Raw genomic sequence first — 17,645 nt, 5'->3', positions numbered from 1 at the left:
TGCTCTGCGTGCGGGCCGGGCGAGTGTGTTCCAAGGAATGACCCAAGGAATGACTAAAGCGTGACCAGGGGATGACTTTGGGAATGATTATTCGGTAAGTCGTGGTGGATCAAGGGGGGTTGGGGACGTCAGCGGGCGTTGAGGACATTTGCCACGATCGGGCCTGCGGCGTCGCCGCCGTGGCCGCCCTTGAGGACCATCGCCGCCGCCGTCAGGTCACCCGCGTACCCGGTGAACCAGCTGTCGGACGTCTTCTGGCCGTCCAGTTCGGCGGAACCGGTCTTGGCGCCCTTGTCGCCGCCGACCGAACCCATCGCCTTGGCGGCCGTGCCGGAGGTCGCGGTCAGGCGCATCATCGAGCGGATGCCCTGGACGGTCGCGGGGGACAGGGGCGAGGCCTTCGCGAAGGGGCGGTCGTCGAGCTCGGCGGGGACGACGTACGGCTGGCGGAACCGGCCCGTGGTCGCCGTCGCGGTGATCGAGGCGATGTTCAGCGGGTTGAACTGGGTCTGGCCCTGGCCGATGTACTGGGAGGCGGCCTCGCCCCCCTGGCCCGGCGGAATCCTGCCGTCGAAGGTGGCGATGCCGGTCTTCCACTCCGTACCGATTCCGAAGTGCGACGCGGCGAAGGCGGGCAGCGCACCGTCGTCCTTGACCTTGACGATCTGCTTGATGAAGGCGCTGTTGCAGGAGACGGCGAAGGCCCTGGAGAAGGGGATGTTCCCGTAACCCTTGTGGTTCAGGTTGTTGATCGTGCGGCCTTCGTACGTCACGTCCGCCGGGCACTCGACCGTCGAGCCCGGGCTCACGATGCCCTTTTCGAGCAGCATCGCGGCGGTCATGATCTTGAGGGTCGAACCGGGGGGCGTGGTGCCGCCGACCGACACGCCGAACCCCGAGTCGTGGTTGTCGGCGATGGCCCGGATCGCGCCGGTCTGCCGGTTCAGGGCGACGACCGAACTGCCCTTGAACCGCTTCACCGCCTTCTCCGCCACCGCCTGCACCCCCGCGTCGATGGTCGTCTGCAGCTTGCCCGGCTCGCCCTTGGAGAGCGTGAGGAGCGTGCGCGCGGGCTGCTCCGGCTGGGCGGGCTCGATGTACAGCTCGACGCCCGGCTTGCCGTGCGACTGCTCGCCGTACTTCTTGCGGAGCTGCTCCAGGACCGGGCCGAGGGAGGGGTAGTCCTCCTTCGTCAGCTCCTTGCCGTTGCGGTCGACGGCCTTGATGGGCGGCGCGGAGGCGGTGCCCGTCTTGAGCGTCTCGCCCTTCTTCAGCTCGGGGTGGATGACGGTCGGCTGCCAGTCGACGAGCGCCTTGCCGGTCGTCTTTCCGCGTACGACGGTCAGTGCGCTCTGGTACGACAGGGGCTTGGCGGCAGCGTCCTCGGTGCCCACCTTGCCCGTGACGGTGAACGGCACCTTCGCGCCCGTCGCCGTACCGGGGGTGATCTTCAGGCCCGATATGTGGGCCTCGTCGGCGAACGCGGCCAGGACGGTCGTGGCCTCGACCGCGTTGTTGGTGAGCTGCGCGGCGGTCTCGGGCTCGCCCTTGGACCAGGCGGCGAAGAAGGCCTGGGAGGCGGTGCGGATCTCGTCCTGGGACGGGGGGCCGGTCTTGGCGGGTTCGTTCTGGGTACTGATGTTGCTCTGCCCCGAACTGCCGGACCCGCTGCCTCCGGTCATGCCGGTGTACAGGTTGTAGCCGCCGTAGCCGACACCACCCGCGACCAGGACAAATGCGCCGCCCACGACGGCGACCTTGGCTCCGCTGCGCATGCGCAGTCCCCTCCCCAGGAGCTCACCGGGAGCCTTTGTGCTGCCCGGCAGTCATCGGGGAGTGACTCTACGGGGTGGGGGTGACAGGAGTGCTGCGCGTTATGCGACTGGTACGTGCGGGCTACACCGAGAGTGCGGCCCCTCGTCACCGCGAGTGCGGCCCCTCACCTGCCCCCGGAGAGCCGCCCGCTAGATCCACGTGTCCAGCCACATCCGGTGCCGCCACTCGTCGATCGGGATCGTCTGGCCCGTGTAGATCGGCCAGAAGTAGATGAAGTTCCAGACGATGAGCAGCACCAGCACGCCCACCCCGATCGCCCCCACCGCCCGGCGGCGTTCGTCCGCGCCCGGGCGGCCCAGCATGGCGCCCGCCATCATCGCGACGGCGAGGCAGAGGAAGGGGACGAAGACGACTGCGTAGAAGAAGAAGATCGTCCGTTCCTGGTAGAGGAACCAGGGGAGCCAGCCCGCCGCCACCCCCGCGAGGATCGCCCCCGCCCGCCAGTCGCGGCGGAAGAACCAGCGCCACAGGACGTAGAGGAGGGCGAAGGCTGCCGCCCACCAGAGGAGGGGGGTGCCGAGGGCGAGGACCTCGCTGGCGCACTTCTCGGTCTCCGTGCGCGGGCAGCCGGAGAAGCCGGGCTTGGGGGACTCGTAGTAGTACGAGACCGGGCGGCCGACCAGGATCCACGACCAGGGGTTGGACTGGTAGGTGTGGCCCGAGGTCAGGCCGATGTGGAAGGTGTAGACCTCGCTCTCGTAGTGCCACAGGCTGCGCAGCCACTCCGGCACCCACGTCATGTCGAACTGCGGGAGCGGGATCGGCCCGAGGTGGTCGGGGGAGAGGCCGGCGCGGCCCTTCGCCCAGTCGCGGAAGTAGCCCTTCGAGGTGAGGATCCAGCCCGTCCAGGAGGCGATGTACGTCAGTACTGCCACCGGGACCGTGGAGAGGAAGGCGGGGAGGACGTCCCGCTTGAGGACGGTGGTGTACGGGCGCCGGGCCCCGGCCGTACGGCGTGCGGCCACGTCCCACAGGACGGTGAGCAGGCAGAACACGACCAGTGTGTAGAGGCCGCTCCACTTGGTGGCGAAGCCGAGGCCCAGGCAGAGGCCGGCCGCCAGACGCCACGGGCGCAGGCCGAGCCGTAGCCGGGAGGCCACTTCGGACGACGGGCGCAGGATGCCGTCGGCGTCCACCGGCAGTGCGTCGGCCAGCCGCTGCCTGCTGCGGTCGCGGTCGACCAGCAGGCAGCCGAACGCCGCCAGCACGAAGAACATCAGCACCTGGTCGAGCAGCGCCGTGCGGCTCATCACGAAGTGCAGGCCGTCGACGGCCAGCAGCAGACCCGCCAGGCAGCCGAGGAACGTCGAGCGGAACAGGCGGCGGCCGATGCGGCACAGCAGGAGGACGGAGAGCGTGCCGAGCACCGCGACCGCGAAGCGCCAGCCGAAGGGGGTGAAGCCGAAGAGCTGTTCGCCCCAGCCGATCAGCCATTTGCCGACCGGGGGGTGGACGACGTACCCGGGGTCGGTGGGGATCACCACCGACCCCGGCGATGACAAAACCGATTTGTCGATGTCCTTCGGCCAGCTGCCCTCGTAGCCCTGGTGGACCAGCGCCCACGCGTCCTTCGCATAGTACGTCTCGTCGAATATCACCGCCTTGGGGCTGCCGAGATTCCAGAAGCGCAGCACGCCCGCGAGGAGGGCGACCAGCAGCGGCCCGCCCCACGGCATCAGGCGCAGTACGGCGTGGAAGGCCGTCGGCGAGACGCGCAGGAAGTGCCACACGTGTGCGCGGTACGGCATGACGGCGTACGGGGGGACCAGGCGTTCGCGCAGTCCCGTCGTCGTCCGGGGCACGTAGCCGAACCGGCGCAGCCTTCGCTGCCAGGAGGGCGGCTCCTCTTGCGGGGCCCGTCCGTGCTGGGCTGGGGGCGCTGTACTCGTCACCGCGCCATGGTAGGGAACGAGGCTGTGCGCGTCGCCCGTCAGGCCGGGCGGGGCGGGGGCGGGTGTCGGCAGGCGCTCCGGCGGGCTCTCGTGGACGGCTCTCGTGGATGCTCGCGGGCGGAGGCTTCGTGCATCCCCTGGGAGGATGGGGGCGTGACTGGATCGACTGCACCCACCGCGTCCGCCTCCGCCGCCTCCGCGGGGGTCCTCGTCCTCGCCGGGACGCCCATCGGGGACGTCTCCGACGCCCCGCCCCGGCTGGCCAAGGAGTTGGAGGCCGCCGACGTCATCGCCGCCGAGGACACCCGTCGGCTGCGGCGGCTGACGCAGGCGCTCGGCGTGTTCACCACCGGGCGGGTCGTTTCGTACTTCGAAGGAAACGAGTCGGCGCGCACGCCCGAACTGGTCGAGGCCCTGGAGGGCGGCGCACGCGTGCTGCTGGTGACGGACGCCGGGATGCCGTCGGTGTCCGACCCCGGGTACCGGCTGGTGGCGGCCGCCGTCGAGAAGGACCTGAAGATCACGGCCGTGCCGGGTCCGTCCGCCGTGCTCACCGCGCTCGCGCTGTCGGGGCTGCCGGTGGACCGTTTCTGCTTCGAGGGGTTCCTGCCGCGCAAGGCGGGCGAGCGGCTCGGCAGGCTGCGGGAGGTCGCCGACGAGCGGCGCACCCTCGTGTACTTCGAGGCCCCGCACCGGCTCGACGACACCCTCGCCGCCATGGCCGAGGTGTTCGGCGAGGGCCGGCGGGCGGCCGTCTGCCGCGAGCTGACCAAGACGTACGAAGAGGTCAAGCGCGGGCCCCTCAAGAAGCTGGCCGAGTGGGCGGCGGAGGGCGTGCGCGGCGAGATCACCGTCGTCGTGGAGGGTGCGCCCGAGGCCGGGCCCGCCGAGCTCGACGCCGATGAGCTGGTGCGCAGGGTGCAGGTGCGCGAGGAGGCGGGGGAGCGGCGCAAGGAGGCCATCGCCGCTGTCGCCGCCGAGGCCGGGCTGCCCAAGCGAGAGGTGTTCGATGCGGTCGTCGCGGCAAAGAACGCGGCTCGGGCGCAGGGCGCCGGGACGGGGGAAGGTAAAGGCGCGTCTTGAAAAGCAAAGCGAATCCCGTGTATAAGCCAACTTTCTCAGGCGGACGTCAAATGCTCCCCACGTTTTGACAGGTCTGTCGCGCCCCGGTCCGAAAAGGCGTCCACTGGAGGTGAGTGGAAAGGAGCTGGCATGAGCGAGATCGCGCAGAGCGCAGCCGGCAGCATCACGGCGCAGGGCGCAGCGGCACAGGGCACGAAGCAGAGCACGGCACACGGCTCGGCACACGGTTCGGTCCAGGAGGCGTACGCCTTCGCGTGCATGAAGTGCGGCCACGGCTGGGAGCAGGCGTACGAGATAGAGCACCACACGGACGGCTCCGGTCACCCCTTCGTCGTGTACCGCGCGAACGGCGAGCGCGTGCCCTCCCCGCTGTCCCGTCCCTCCTGCCTCAACTGCGGCGGCACGGTCGTGCGCATCATGCGTTCCGGCCAGGTGTCGTCCATCCAGGACCTCCAGCGGCGCAACGCCGAGACCGTCTCCGCCGCCGGACCCGTTCCCGCGGAGTCCGAGGACGCCGACGTCCCGCAGCCGCGCGAGCCGCACCACTGGCACCTCTCTGACCTGCTGCACCCCTTCCACCGCAAGCAGCACTAGTCCCGTGGAGGTCCGGGGGCCGGCGGCGCTTTCGTAGGATCGACCGCATGAGCCCCCGCCCTGTCGGCGACAATGTCGACAAGAAGACTGCTGCTGACAAGCAGACAGCGGTCGACAAGAAGTCAGCGGCCGACAAGAAGACCGCGCCGCCCGCGCCCGAGCCGCTCCGCGTGCCGGTCGCCGACTCGCACACCCACCTGGACATGCAGGACACCACCGTCGAGCAGGCCCTCGCCATGGCCGCCTCGGTGGGGGTGACGACCCTGGTGCAGGTGGGCTGCGACGTGAAGGGCTCCCAGTGGGCAGCCGAGACGGCGGCGACGTACGACAACGTCCACGCGGCCGTCGCCCTGCACCCCAACGAGGCCCCGCGCATCGTCCTCGGCGACCCCGACGGCTGGTCCCGGCAGGGCGCCCGCCCCGGCGGCGGCGACGGTGCGCTCGACGACGCGCTCGCCGAGATCGACCGCCTCGCCGCCCTCCCGCACGTGCTCGGCGTCGGCGAGACCGGCCTCGACTACTTCCGTACGGGACCGGAGGGCAAGGCTGCGCAGGAGCGTTCCTTCCGCGCCCACATCGAGATCGCCAAGCGGCACGGCAAGGCGCTCGTCATCCACGACCGGGACGCCCACGCGGACGTCCTGCGCGTGCTGGACGAGGAGGGCGCGCCCGAACGGACCGTCTTCCACTGCTACTCCGGGGACGCGGCGATGGCCGAGATCTGCGCGGCCCAGGGCTACTACCTGTCCTTCGCCGGCACGGTCACCTTCAAGAACGCGCAGCCGCTGCGCGACGCGCTGGCCGTCGCCCCCCTCGACCGGGTGCTGGTGGAGACCGACGCACCGTTCCTCACCCCGGCCCCCTACCGAGGGCGGCCCAACGCCCCGTACCTCATCCCGATCACCGTGCGCGCGATGGCCGCCGTCAAGGGTGTCGACGAGGACGCGATGGCGACGGCGATCGCCGCCAACACGGCACGCGCGTTCGGCTACTGAGCCCCAGCTCCGCCGCCTTCGCACGGCAGTTCGTCGCGCAACCCTGCGTAGCCGCGTCGCTTTGGAGAGTGACGGTCGCTCCGCTAGTGTCCCGGCCCGCAGCAGTGGCAGGCCGGGACACCGGTCTGCCCGTCGGGCGGATTCGCGCGGACCGGGAGCGACGTGAGCAATACGCAGGGTGGTGCGCTGTCGTACGACGCGCAGTACGGGACGTACAAGCCGCAGTACGAGCCGCAGCCGTACGCCACCGGGCACGAGGGGGCGGCGTACGGGGCTGGCCCGTACGAGGGGTCCCCCTACGAAGGGGCGTCCTCCTACGAGGGGTACGGCGCCGGGCAGCAGGGCGCCCCGGTCGCGTACGACGCGTACGGGAGTTACGGGACCGCCGTGCAGGACCCGTACGTGACCTACCCGCAGGGCCAGAGCCACGGACAGAGCCACGGGCCGGACCACGGCCTGGACGCGCCGAGGGCGTACGAGCCGTACACGGCGGAGTGCGACGCCGGGCCCGGCTCCGCGAGCGGCCTCTACGACCGCACCCCGCCCGCCACCGACGAACCGCTCCTCCCGCGCCAGCACCCCGTCTCCGCCGCGCTCCAGGCCGCCCGGCCCGACGACGTGGACGACCCCGAGGGCGACGGCGACGGCGACGGTGGCCGGGCCGGCGACGGGCGGCGGGCGGCCCGGCGGCGCAAGGGCGGCGCGGGCGCGGCGGCCGGGACCGAGAAGCCCGACACCTTCCGCAAGCTGGTGCCGCAGGCGCTGGTCGTGGCGTTCCTCGCGGGCGGCACCTCCGCGTTCGTCGCCAACGACAAGGCCATCGAACTGAGCGTCGACGGTGCGCCGCGCACCCTGCACACCTTCGCCGACGACGTCACCGAACTCCTGGAGAAGGAGGGCCTCCACATCGGCGAGCACGACCTGGTGGCCCCCGGCCCGGGGCAGACGCTCGCCAGCGGCGACGAGGTCGTCGTCCGGTACGGGCGGCCGGTCGTCCTCACGCTGGACGGCGAGCGGCGGCAGGTGTGGACGACGGCGCAGACCGTCGACGGTGCGCTCAAGCAGTTCGGGGTGCGGGCGGAGGGCGCCTACCTGTCGGCGTCCCGGTCGGCGGCCATCGGGCGCAAGGGGCTGACCCTGGACGTCCGTACGGAACGCACCCTGACCGTCATGGCCGACGGCCGCGAGCACACCATCCGCACCAACGCGGCGACCGTCGAGGAGGCGGTCGGCGAGGCCGGCATCTCGCTGGGCACCGAGGACACCACGTCCGTCCCCATGGACAGCTTCCCGCGCGACGGGCAGACGGTCACCGTCATGCGCATCACCGGCAGCAAGGAGATCCGTGAGGAGCCCATCGACTTCAAGGTGATCCGCAAGGACGACGCGTCGATCTTCAAGGGCACGGAGGAGGTCGAGCGGGCCGGGGTGAAGGGGTCCCGCAAGGTCACGTACGTGCTGAGGACGGTCAACGGGGTCAAGCAGAAGCCGAAGAAGTTCTCCGAGGAGATCGCCCGGGAGCCCGTCGACCAGGTGGTACGGGTCGGGACCAAGCCGATGCCGACATCGGTGGCGGGCGCGGACGGCCTGAACTGGGACGGGCTCGCGCAGTGCGAGTCGGGGGGCCGGGCGAACGTCACTGACCCGACCGGCACCTACGGCGGCCTCTACCAGTTCGACCGCCAGACCTGGCAGTCCCTGGGCGGAACGGGCGCCGCGCACGAGGCCCCCGCCGCCGAGCAGACCTTCCGCGCCAAGAAGCTGTACGTCCAGCGCGGGGCGAGTCCTTGGCCGCACTGCGGTCGCAAGCTGTAGGTGCCGACGTCGGTTTTCATGCGGGTGCATGGTGACTGGTGGTGGGCGGTTCCCATGCAGGTGCATGGTGACCGTCAGCGGTGGGCTGCCATGAGGGTGCGTGGTCACCGTCGGCGGGCGGTTCCCATGCGAACGCATGGTGACCGTCAGCCTGTCGGTTGCCATGCGCGTGCATGGCAACCCGCTGGGCCCGCTCCCGGGGGCGGGCCCCTTTAGGCTGGTGCGGTGAGCACCCCTGAACACCCCGCCCCCCAGGAGCACGCCCTCCTCGGCCCCGCCGACATCCGCGAGCTGGCCGAAGTCCTCGGCGTACGCCCCACCAAGCAGCGCGGGCAGAACTTCGTCATCGACGCCAACACCGTCCGCCGCATCGTCCGCACGGCCGAAGTGCGCCCCGACGACGTCGTGGTCGAGGTCGGGCCCGGGCTCGGTTCGCTGACGCTCGCCCTGCTGGAGGCGGCCGACCGGGTCGTCGCCGTCGAGATCGACGACGTACTGGCGGCCGCGCTGCCCAGCACCATTCAGGCGCGGATGCCGCAGAAGGCCGACCGGTTCGACCTGGTGCACTCCGACGCCATGCTCGTCGAGAAGCTGCCCGCCGAGCCGACCGCGCTGGTCGCCAACCTCCCGTACAACGTGGCGGTCCCCGTACTGCTGCACATGCTGGAGCACTTCCCGACCATCGAGCGCACGTTGGTCATGGTGCAGGCGGAGGTCGCCGACCGGCTCGCCGCCAAGCCGGGCAACAAGGTGTACGGGGTGCCGTCCGTCAAGGCGAACTGGTACGCGGACGTCAAGCGCGCCGGGTCCATCGGGCGCAACGTCTTCTGGCCCGCGCCGAATGTCGACTCCGGGCTCGTGTCGCTGGTGAAGCGCGACCAGCCGGTCGCGACGACCGCCACCCGCCAGGAGGTGTTCGCCGTCGTCGACGCAGCCTTCGCCCAGCGCCGCAAGACGCTGCGCGCCGCGCTCGCCGGGTGGGCCGGTTCGCCCGCCGCCGCCGAGGCCGCGCTCGTCGCCGCCGGGATCTCGCCGCAGGCGCGCGGCGAGGCGCTCACGGTCGAGGAGTTCGCACGGATCGCGGAGGCCAAGGCGTGAGGGAAGCAGGCCGGGGCGTGACCGTACGGGTGCCCGCCAAGGTGAATGTGCAGCTGGCGGTCGGCGGGGTGCGCGGTGACGGCTTCCACCCGCTGGCGAACGTCTTCCTCGCCGTCGGCCTGTACGACGAGGTGACGGCGACCCCGGCGGACGAGCTGACGATCACCTGCACCGGACCCGGCTCCGAGCACGTGCCGCTCGACCGCACCAACCTCGCTGCCCGCGCCGCCGTCGCCCTCGCCGACCTGCACGGCCTCACCCCCGACGTCCACCTGCACATCGCCAAGGACATCCCCGTCGCGGGCGGCATGGCGGGCGGCAGCGCGGACGCGGCCGGCGCGCTGCTGGCCTGCGACGTGCTGTGGGGCACGAAGACCCCGTACGAACAACTCCTCGCCATCTGCGCCGACCTGGGCAGTGACGTGCCCTTCTCCTTCGTCGGCGGGGCGGCGCTCGGCGTCGGGCGGGGCGAGCAGCTCACGCCGCTGGAGGTGGGCGGGGAGTTCCACTGGGTGTTCGCCGTCGCGGACGGGGGGCTGTCGACCCCTGCCGTGTACGGGGAGTTCGACCGGCTCACCGCAGGGGTTCAGGTGCCGGAGCCGGAGGCTTCCGAGGAGCTGCTGGCGGCGCTGCGTACGGGAGACGCGACCGCGCTGGCGGCGAGCCTGAGCAACGACCTCCAGGCTGCGGCCCTCTCGCTGCGTCCCTCGCTGGCCGGGACCCTCGCGAAGGGGGTGGAGGCCGGGGCGCTGGCCTCGCTCGTGTCCGGGTCGGGGCCGACGACGGCCTTCCTGGCGAAGGACGCCGAGGGGGCGGGCCGGATCGCCGAGGCGCTGCTGGCGTCGGGAACGTGCGTGGCGGCCCGGGTGGCGGTGGCGCCCGCGCCGGGGGCCGTGGCGCTGTAGTCCCGGCAGCAGGGGTAGTCCCGGCAGGGGTGGTTCCGGCAGGGGTGGCCCCGGCAGGAGTGGGGCGAGGGCCTGAGCGCCCCCGCCCCGGGGGCCGGTGTCAGTGCTGGCCCGCGTTCCTGCGCCGTACGACATAGGTGGTGCCGGCGGCTGCGATCGCCGTCGCGGCACCGAGGCCGAGCAGGATGCCGGTGCTGTCGTTCGACTCGGTGACCTCCGCGCCGGCCTTGACCGCGCCGGACGGGGTCGCCTTGCCGGGCTGGGACGGCTTGGCCGGCTTGGTGGCCTCGCCGGGGGCGACCGGGGCGACCGGGGCGGTCGGCTTGGCGGTGCCCGTGCCGGTGCTCTCGCTGGGAGCGGCCGACTCGGAGGCCGATGCCGAGGCCGATGCGTCGTCCGAGGGAGAGGCGCTCGCGTCGGCGGAGGGCGACTCGCTCGCGTCGGCCGACGGGGACTCGCTCGCGTCCGGCTCGGCGGCTGCCGCCGCACCCAGGACCTTGCCGTCCGGGCCGACCAGGCTCCAGACCTTGCCGTCGGGGCCCTTCACACCGTTGCCCTTGGTGTCGCCGGGCTTGGCGTCGTCCTTGAAGTAGTAGAGCGGCTTCTCGTCGAGGACGACCTGCTTCTTGTCGCTGCCCGCGAGGTCGATCTGGTTGGTGTCACCGGTGACGTCGGAGGACTTGGTCGGGTAGCCGGTCGCGGCGGGCCAGGTCTTGGCGCAGTCGCCGGTGCAGTTCGACTTGTCCTTCTCGTCGCCCGCCCAGGTGTACAGGGCGTTGCCGTCCTTGTCCGCGAGGGCCTTGCCCTCGGAGGTGTCGATGACGGTCAGCTCACCGGGGTCGGTGGGGGTGTCGAGCGCGTACGCGGTGCCGCTGCCGACGCCGAGGGCGAGCAGTAGGCCCGCGGCGGCCGTGGCGGTGGATATCCGGGTGCGGGAGCGGGAGGTGGGGGTGTGCATGACGTCCTGCCTCTGGGTCGGTACCGGGGGTACGGGTCCAGCAGAACGCCGGGGGAGGGGTTCGGCCTGTCGGGTACGGCCGTACGGGTGGCTTCCGGGCCCTCGTGAGCTCCGGTGCGCGGCTTCCGGCGCCGGGGCGTTCGGCTGTGTCCCGCCGGGCCGGGGGCCCCAGCCCCGCCCCTTCACCTGAAGCGCTCGCCGCGCGGCTGGGTGGGGGGCCGGCGTTTTGCGCAGTTCCCCGCGCCCCTATAGGGGCGCCCCGACCCGCGCCCCGACCCACCTCCCCCCGGCGACTAGGCTGGGAGGTCTATCCGTCCCCGCCCCCTGGAGCACCCACTCATGGCCGTCAACCTGGTCAATGTCGAGGCAGTCAGCAAGGTGTACGGCACCCGTGCCCTGCTCGACGGCGTCTCCCTCGGCGTCTCGGAGGGCGACCGGATCGGCGTCGTCGGTCGCAACGGCGACGGCAAGACCACCCTGATCCGCATGCTCGCCCAGCTGGAGGAGGCCGACTCCGGGCGTGTGACGCACGTGGGCGGACTGCGCCTCGGCGTCCTCACCCAGCACGACTCCCTCGACCCCGCCGCCACCATCCGGCACGAGGTCATCGGCGACATGGCCGACCACGAGTGGGCGGGCAGCGCGAAGATCCGTGACGTGCTCACCGGGCTGTTCGGCGGGCTCGACCTGCCCGGCTTCGGGCAGGGGCTCGACACCGTCATCGGTCCGCTGTCCGGCGGCGAGCGCCGGCGCATCGCGCTCGCCAAGCTGCTCATCGCCGACCAGGACCTGATCGTCCTCGACGAGCCGACCAACCACCTCGACGTCGAGGGCATCAGCTGGCTCGCCAAGCATCTCCAGTCGCGCCGCTCCGCCCTCGTGTGCGTGACGCACGACCGCTGGTTCCTGGACCAGGTCTGCACGCGGATGTGGGACGTGCAGAGGGGGGCTGTCCACGAGTACGAGGGCGGCTACAGCGATTACGTCTTCGCCCGTGCCGAGCGCGAGCGCATCGCGGCCACCGAGGAGACAAAGCGACAGAACCTGATGCGCAAGGAGCTGGCCTGGCTGCGGCGCGGTGCCCCGGCCCGTACGTCCAAGCCGCGCTACCGCATCGAGGCCGCCAACGAGCTGATCGCCGACGTTCCGCCGCCGCGCGACACCAGCGAGCTGATGAAGTTCGCCAACGCCCGGCTCGGGAAGACCGTCTTCGACCTGGAGGACGTGACCGTCCAGGCCGGGCCGAAGGTGCTGCTCAAGCACCTCACCTGGCAGCTCGGCCCCGGCGACCGCATCGGTCTCGTCGGCGTCAACGGTGCGGGCAAGACCTCCCTCCTGCGGGCCCTGGCCGAGGCCGCCCGCACCCAGGGCGACGTCCAGCCCGCCGCCGGGAAGATCGTCGTCGGCAAGACCGTCAGGCTCGCGTACCTCTCCCAGGAGGTCGGCGAGCTCGACCCGAACCTGCGCGTGCTCGAAGCCGTGCAGAAGGTCCGCGACCGCGTCGACCTCGGCAAGGGCCGCGAGATGACCGCCGGGCAGCTCTGCGAGCAGTTCGGGTTCACCAAGGAGAAGCAGTGGACGCCGGTCGGGGACCTCTCGGGCGGTGAGCGCCGCCGCCTGCAGATCCTGCGGCTGCTGATGGACGAGCCCAACGTCCTCTTCCTCGACGAGCCCACCAACGACCTCGACATCGAGACCCTCACCCAGCTCGAAGACCTCCTCGACGGCTGGCCTGGGTCGATGGTCGTGATCTCCCACGACCGGTTCTTCATCGAGCGCACCACCGACAAGGTGTACGCACTCCTCGGCGACGCCACCCTGCGCAACCTGCCGCGCGGACTCGACGAGTACCTGGAGCGCCGCCAGAAGGTCGTCGACGCCGCCGCGGCCGCCGCCCCCGCTCCCGTGGCCGCGGCGAAGCCGGAGAAGTCGTCCGGTGACGTACGGGCCGCGAAGAAGGAGCTCCAGAAGATCGAGCGGCAGCTCAGCAAGATGTCCGACCGGGAGACCGTGCTGCACGCGCAGATCGCCGAGAACGCCACCGACTTCGGCAAGGTCGCCGAGCTCGACGCCGAGCTGCGCAAACTGATCGGCGAGCGCGACGAGTTGGAGATGCGCTGGCTGGAACTGGCCGAGGACGCCTGAGCCCGCGGTTCGCAAGGGCTGCGAATCTGGCATTCCGTCAGGTCGGCCGCGGGTCCGGTCGGGACGTGGATCCGCCCCCGGGCCAGTCGTAGAGAAGACGTACAGACCTCATAACGAGCGCATCACAGGCCGGTCCTCCCTTGGGAACAGGGGCGGACCGGCCCCTTGTTCGATGTGACTCCAGTGATAGAAAGAAGCCCCGCTCGACTGACGTAGATCTACGGGACCCAAGCCCGATTCGCTCCTTTCCGGGGGGTTTTGACCGCCCGGAATCGCGGGGGAGACCGACCGGGCGGCGGGACACCCGTGTGAAGAGGTAAGTGCTGATGTCTCAGCCGCCCAACCAGCCGCCGCAGGGGGGCTTCGGCGCACCGCAGGACCCGCAGACCCCGCCCGCCGGGGCTCCGCAGGGCCCGCCTCCGGGAGCACCGCAGCCGCCGCCGGGACCGCCCCCGGGCGCCCCGGCCCCCTCGGGCCAGCAGCCCGGCTACGGGTATCCGCAGACGCCGCCGGGACCGCCTCCGGCCGCGGACAACCCGTACGCGACGCAGCCGACGCAGGGGTACGGGTACCCGGGCCAGCCCGCCCAGCCGGGCCAGCCGAATCCGTACGGCCAGCAGCCCCAGCCCGGCTACGGCTACCCCGGCCAGCCGCCCCAGCAGCCCGCCACCTACCCGGGCATGCCCGGCCCGGACGGAAACGGCGGCGGCCCGCAGAACAAGCAGAAGCTGATGCTGATCATCGGCGCGGCCGTGGCCGCCCTGATCGTCATCGCGGGCGGCATCTACCTGGTCTCCGGCGGCGACAAGGAACCCGTCGCCAAGCCCACCGGGGCCACCAAGCCGACCGGCGCGCCGAGTGTCGACAAGGGCGACGGCAAGGGCAACGGCGGCGACGCCCCCGGCCGCGACGCGGGCACGGACCTCAACTCCGGCCGCCAGCCCGGCGACTCCAAGGTCCTGTGGAACCACGTCAACGACGTCGACCTGCCCAGCGGCGGCGGCAAGGTCATGCCGATGTGGTTCGTCGGCGACACCGTGATCCACACGTACTACAAGAGGATGACGGCGTACGGGGTGGCCGACGGCAAGAAGCGGTGGGAGCTGCCGTTCCCGAACGAGGTGTGCGCGGCGCCGAAGCTCGTCGGCAAGGGCGACAAGATCGTCATCGCGGTCGAGAACAACAACACCAGCGACGCCGACTGTAACCAGCTCCAGCAGGTGGACCTCAAGACCGGCAAGGCGGGATGGCGGAAGGAGGTCGCGAAGGAGAACCTCTTCGACATCATGTCCGGCCTCAACCTGGTCGTGTCTGGCGACACCGTCGTGGTGGACCGCACCTTCCCCAGTGCCTACCGCATCAGCGACGGCGCGAAGCTGTTCGGCGACGTGCGTACCGGTCCCTGCCGGATGGGCGGCGGCTTCGCCTCCTCGCCGACCAAGCTTCTCGTGGCCGACACCTGCGGCGACACCAAGAACCCCACCTCGCAGCTCCGTGAGATCGACCCGGCCACCAGCAAGGCCCGGTGGACCTGGAAGGTGCCCAAGGAGTGGACCGTCAAGCGCGTCCTCTCGGTCGAGCCGCTGGTGGTCTACCTGGAGAAGGGCAAGAAGGAAGCAGGCAACATCACCTTCCTCAAGCCGAACGGCACGATGGCCGCGCAGATCGCCGCGGGCGAGCCGCTGCCCGCCCTGTCCTGCGGCGGACTCTTCCTGTCCTCCTCCGACCTCCAGGGCTGCACGGGTGTCGTCGCCGACGCGAACACCCTGTTCGTGCAGAGCGAGTCGAAGACCGGCAACTCGGGCCGCACCAATGAGATCCGCGCCTACGACGTCAACACCGGCAAGCGCAAGTGGGTCTCCCCGGGCGAGCGCACGATGCAGCCGCTGAAGGTCGAGGGCGGCAGTCTCTTCGCGTACACCGAGGCGTCGTACGACAAGCCGGGCGGCGTCGTGAAGATCCCGGTGACGGGCGGCAGCCCGGCCCCCGTGCTGAAGAACCCGTCTTCGGTGACGCCCATCGAGCGCAACATTTTCTCCAAGCTGCTCGCCTACGAGGGCGGCCGGCTGTTCATGTCCTCCGACCGGATCTCCGGCAAGGACGACGAGAAGCCGCAGGCCATTCTCGTCTTCGGCAACTGAGGTGTACGGGGCGGGAGTTCGGCCCATCGCGGCCGGTCCCGCCCCGCGCCCGTACTGACTTCCGGGGGCCCGCGCGCCCTCGACCTGCCAGCACCCTTCGTCCCCAGAGGTAGAACCACCATGACGCAGCCGCCCAACCAGCCCCCGCAGAACGGGGAGGGGGCCCCGCCGCCCTCGCCGTTCAGCAAGTCGCAGGAGTCCGGCCAGAACCCCCAGGCCCCGGCCCCTGCCCCTGCCCCGCAGGACGCCCCGCCGCCCACCGTCGCCGGTGGCTTCGGCGCCCCGACGCCGCCCGCACCGGGCTTCGGCGCCCCGACCCCGCCGCCCACCGTCGCCGGCGGCTTCGGCGCGCCCACCCCGCCCCCTCCGGGCCAGCAGCCCGGCCAGCTCGGCCAGCCCGCCTACGGCTACCCGCAGGCCCCCGGCCAGCCCCCGCAGGGCGCGCCCGCGACCCCGCCGCCGCCCGCCCCGGGCCAGCCCCCGCAGGGGCCCCCGGTCGGTTACGGCTACCCGGGGCAGCCCGGTCAGGCCCAGCCGAATCCGTACGGCGGCCAGCAGCAGCCCGGTTACGGCTACCCCGGCCAGCCCGGACAGCAGCCCGGCCAGCCCGCCTCGTACAGCATGCATCCGCCCCAGGGCCCGGCCCCGCAGACGGTCGTCCAGGGCAACTCCACCGGCAACAGCGGTGGCGGCCTGACCAACCAGATGAAGATCATCATCGCGGCGGTACTGGCCGTCGTCCTCATCGTCGGCGTGGGCGTCGTCATCAAGGCGACCGGCGGCGACGACCCGAAGGACGTCGCGGGCAACTCCACCGGAGGCGGCGACCCCAAGGGCGGCGACGCCCCCAAGGCCCCGGACGGTGCGGGCAAGGAGATGGCCCCGCCGGTCGCCACGGCCAAGGTCGGCTTCCAGGTGCCGCTGCCGGTGGTCAAGGAGATCACCACGGTCAAGGGCGCCTGGGCCACCGACACCGTGTACGCCAAGAGCGCCGTCAACAGCGTGATCGGGTACGACCCGCTGAACGGCACCGAGAAGTGGAAGATCCCGCTCGACGGCTCGCCCTGCGGCGGCTCCCTCCAGGTCACCCCGGACAACAAGGCCGCGATCGTCTTCGAGGGCAAGAAGCAGCCCGGCGCGAAGGTCGCCGACTGCTCCGAGGTCGGCCTGATCGACCTCAACGCGGGCAAGCTGCTCTGGCAGAAGAGCTTTCCGAACGGCGACCGCAAGATGCGGCTGTCCATGGTCACCATCTCCGGCAACACCGTGGCCGCCGCGGGCTACTCGGGCGGCGGCGCCTTCGCCCTGGCCGACGGCAAGGAGCTGTGGTCCCCCAAGCCCACCGCCGACCAGTGCAAGGACATCGGCTACGCGGGCGGCGAGAACCTGATCGCGGTGCGCGAGTGCGGTGACTACGACAACCCGCAGATCACCATCCAGAACGTGAAGCAGGCCGACGGCGCTCCGACGAGCAGCTACAAGATGCCGGCCAACTCCAAGTACGTCTCGGTGCTCTCCACCAAGCCGCTGCTCGTCGGCGCCAACGTGGGTGAGTCGGGCGAGTACAAGACCAAGATGAGCCACCTCTTCTCGGTCGACGAGAAGACCGGCAAGCTGCGTGCCCAGATGAGCGTCGACAGCTCGAAGTTCACCATCGACTGCGACAGCGACAACGTCGCCGCCTGCACCCGGGTCGCCGTCGGCAACGGCCGCGTCTACCTGTCCACCGCCGAGCACCGGGGCCAGGCCGAGACCGGCCGCACCAACGAGATCGTCTCCTTCGACCTCGCCACCGGAAAGCCCACCAGCGACAACTTCTCCTCGGGCGAGCGGTACACGATGGCGCCGCTGCGGATGGACGGCGGAAACCTGATCGTCTACAAGTTCCCGCCGTACGACAAGGGCGGCCAGATCGCCAGCATCGACGGCGGCTCCGGCAAGCAGACCCTGCTGCTGGACAACCCGGCCGACCGCGCGGTGCGGGACGCCGAGCAGACGATGACGCTCAAGCTGGGCGAGGTCCGCTTCCACAAGGGCCGTCTGTACATGGGCACCCAGCTGATCAGCGACTCCTCGTCCACGTACAAGAAGTACCTGGCCCTGGCCTTCGTCCCGGCCAAGTAGAGCTGCACCAAAGGGGCGGTGACGGCATGTCCGTCACCGCCCCTTTGGCGTGCCCGGGC

General features: G+C 71.4%; 12 protein-coding genes. 9 read left to right on the top strand and 3 right to left on the bottom strand.

Going from position 1 to position 17,645, the window contains the following annotated elements:
• Positions 1-128 precede the first annotated feature (128 nt).
• Both IE269_RS23655 and IE269_RS23650 read right to left on the bottom strand, forming a co-directional pair.
• Entirely contained in the window at positions 129-1,775 is a 1,647-nt protein-coding gene (locus tag IE269_RS23655) for a penicillin-binding transpeptidase domain-containing protein (protein ID WP_189825125.1), read from the bottom strand.
• 189 nt (positions 1,776-1,964) lie between these two features.
• Positions 1,965-3,728 (bottom strand): dolichyl-phosphate-mannose--protein mannosyltransferase, encoded by a 1,764-nt coding sequence (locus IE269_RS23650; RefSeq protein WP_189825124.1) that lies wholly within the window; start codon positions 3,726-3,728, stop codon positions 1,965-1,967.
• A gap of 153 nt (positions 3,729-3,881) precedes the next feature.
• Between IE269_RS23650 and rsmI the strand changes: the two genes are divergently transcribed.
• From rsmI to IE269_RS23620, 6 genes are all read left to right on the top strand, one after another.
• Positions 3,882-4,811, top strand: coding sequence for a 16S rRNA (cytidine(1402)-2'-O)-methyltransferase (gene rsmI, locus IE269_RS23645; RefSeq protein WP_189825123.1), 930 nt, complete (start codon positions 3,882-3,884; stop codon positions 4,809-4,811).
• A gap of 258 nt (positions 4,812-5,069) precedes the next feature.
• Positions 5,070-5,405: a hypothetical protein gene (locus IE269_RS23640; RefSeq protein ID WP_189825391.1), complete on the top strand. Its 336-nt coding sequence runs from the start codon at positions 5,070-5,072 to the stop codon at positions 5,403-5,405.
• A gap of 47 nt (positions 5,406-5,452) precedes the next feature.
• Positions 5,453-6,400: a TatD family hydrolase gene (locus tag IE269_RS23635; RefSeq protein ID WP_189825122.1), complete on the top strand. Its 948-nt coding sequence runs from the start codon at positions 5,453-5,455 to the stop codon at positions 6,398-6,400.
• Between the two features lie 162 nt (positions 6,401-6,562).
• Positions 6,563-8,215, top strand: coding sequence for a resuscitation-promoting factor (locus IE269_RS23630; RefSeq protein ID WP_438817617.1), 1,653 nt, complete (start codon positions 6,563-6,565; stop codon positions 8,213-8,215).
• A gap of 225 nt (positions 8,216-8,440) precedes the next feature.
• On the top strand, positions 8,441-9,313 hold the full coding sequence (gene rsmA / locus IE269_RS23625; protein ID WP_189825121.1) for a 16S rRNA (adenine(1518)-N(6)/adenine(1519)-N(6))-dimethyltransferase RsmA: 873 nt from the start codon (positions 8,441-8,443) through the stop codon (positions 9,311-9,313).
• Positions 9,310-10,218, top strand: a complete 909-nt coding sequence (locus IE269_RS23620) for a 4-(cytidine 5'-diphospho)-2-C-methyl-D-erythritol kinase (RefSeq protein ID WP_189825120.1) — start codon at positions 9,310-9,312, stop codon at positions 10,216-10,218. The genes rsmA and IE269_RS23620 overlap by 4 nt, the downstream gene beginning before the upstream one ends.
• A 100-nt stretch (positions 10,219-10,318) precedes the next feature.
• Here IE269_RS23620 and IE269_RS23615 read toward each other — a convergent pair whose 3' ends face one another.
• Positions 10,319-11,176 (bottom strand): COG4315 family predicted lipoprotein, encoded by an 858-nt coding sequence (locus IE269_RS23615; RefSeq protein ID WP_189825119.1) that lies wholly within the window; start codon positions 11,174-11,176, stop codon positions 10,319-10,321.
• Between the two features lie 339 nt (positions 11,177-11,515).
• Here IE269_RS23615 and IE269_RS23610 point away from each other — a divergent pair, with 339 nt between their 5' ends.
• The 3 genes from IE269_RS23610 to IE269_RS23600 all read left to right on the top strand — a co-directional run bounded on the left by IE269_RS23610 (position 11,516) and on the right by IE269_RS23600 (position 17,586).
• The gene (locus tag IE269_RS23610; protein WP_189825118.1) at positions 11,516-13,321 is read left to right on the top strand and encodes an ABC-F family ATP-binding cassette domain-containing protein; all 1,806 of its coding nucleotides are present in this window, start codon (positions 11,516-11,518) and stop codon (positions 13,319-13,321) included.
• Positions 13,322-13,647: 326 nt separating this feature from the next.
• Positions 13,648-15,462, top strand: coding sequence for an outer membrane protein assembly factor BamB family protein (locus tag IE269_RS23605; RefSeq protein ID WP_189825117.1), 1,815 nt, complete (start codon positions 13,648-13,650; stop codon positions 15,460-15,462).
• 120 nt (positions 15,463-15,582) lie between these two features.
• Complete coding sequence (locus IE269_RS23600) at positions 15,583-17,586, top strand: outer membrane protein assembly factor BamB family protein (protein ID WP_189825116.1); 2,004 nt, start codon at positions 15,583-15,585, stop codon at positions 17,584-17,586.
• Positions 17,587-17,645 lie beyond the last annotated feature (59 nt).

This window comes from Streptomyces spiroverticillatus (genome assembly GCA_014650415.1).
Taxonomy (GTDB): domain Bacteria; phylum Actinomycetota; class Actinomycetes; order Streptomycetales; family Streptomycetaceae; genus Streptomyces; species Streptomyces spiroverticillatus.
Note: the sequence above shows the minus strand (reverse complement) of the source record. Positions and strands in the feature narration are given on the sequence as shown.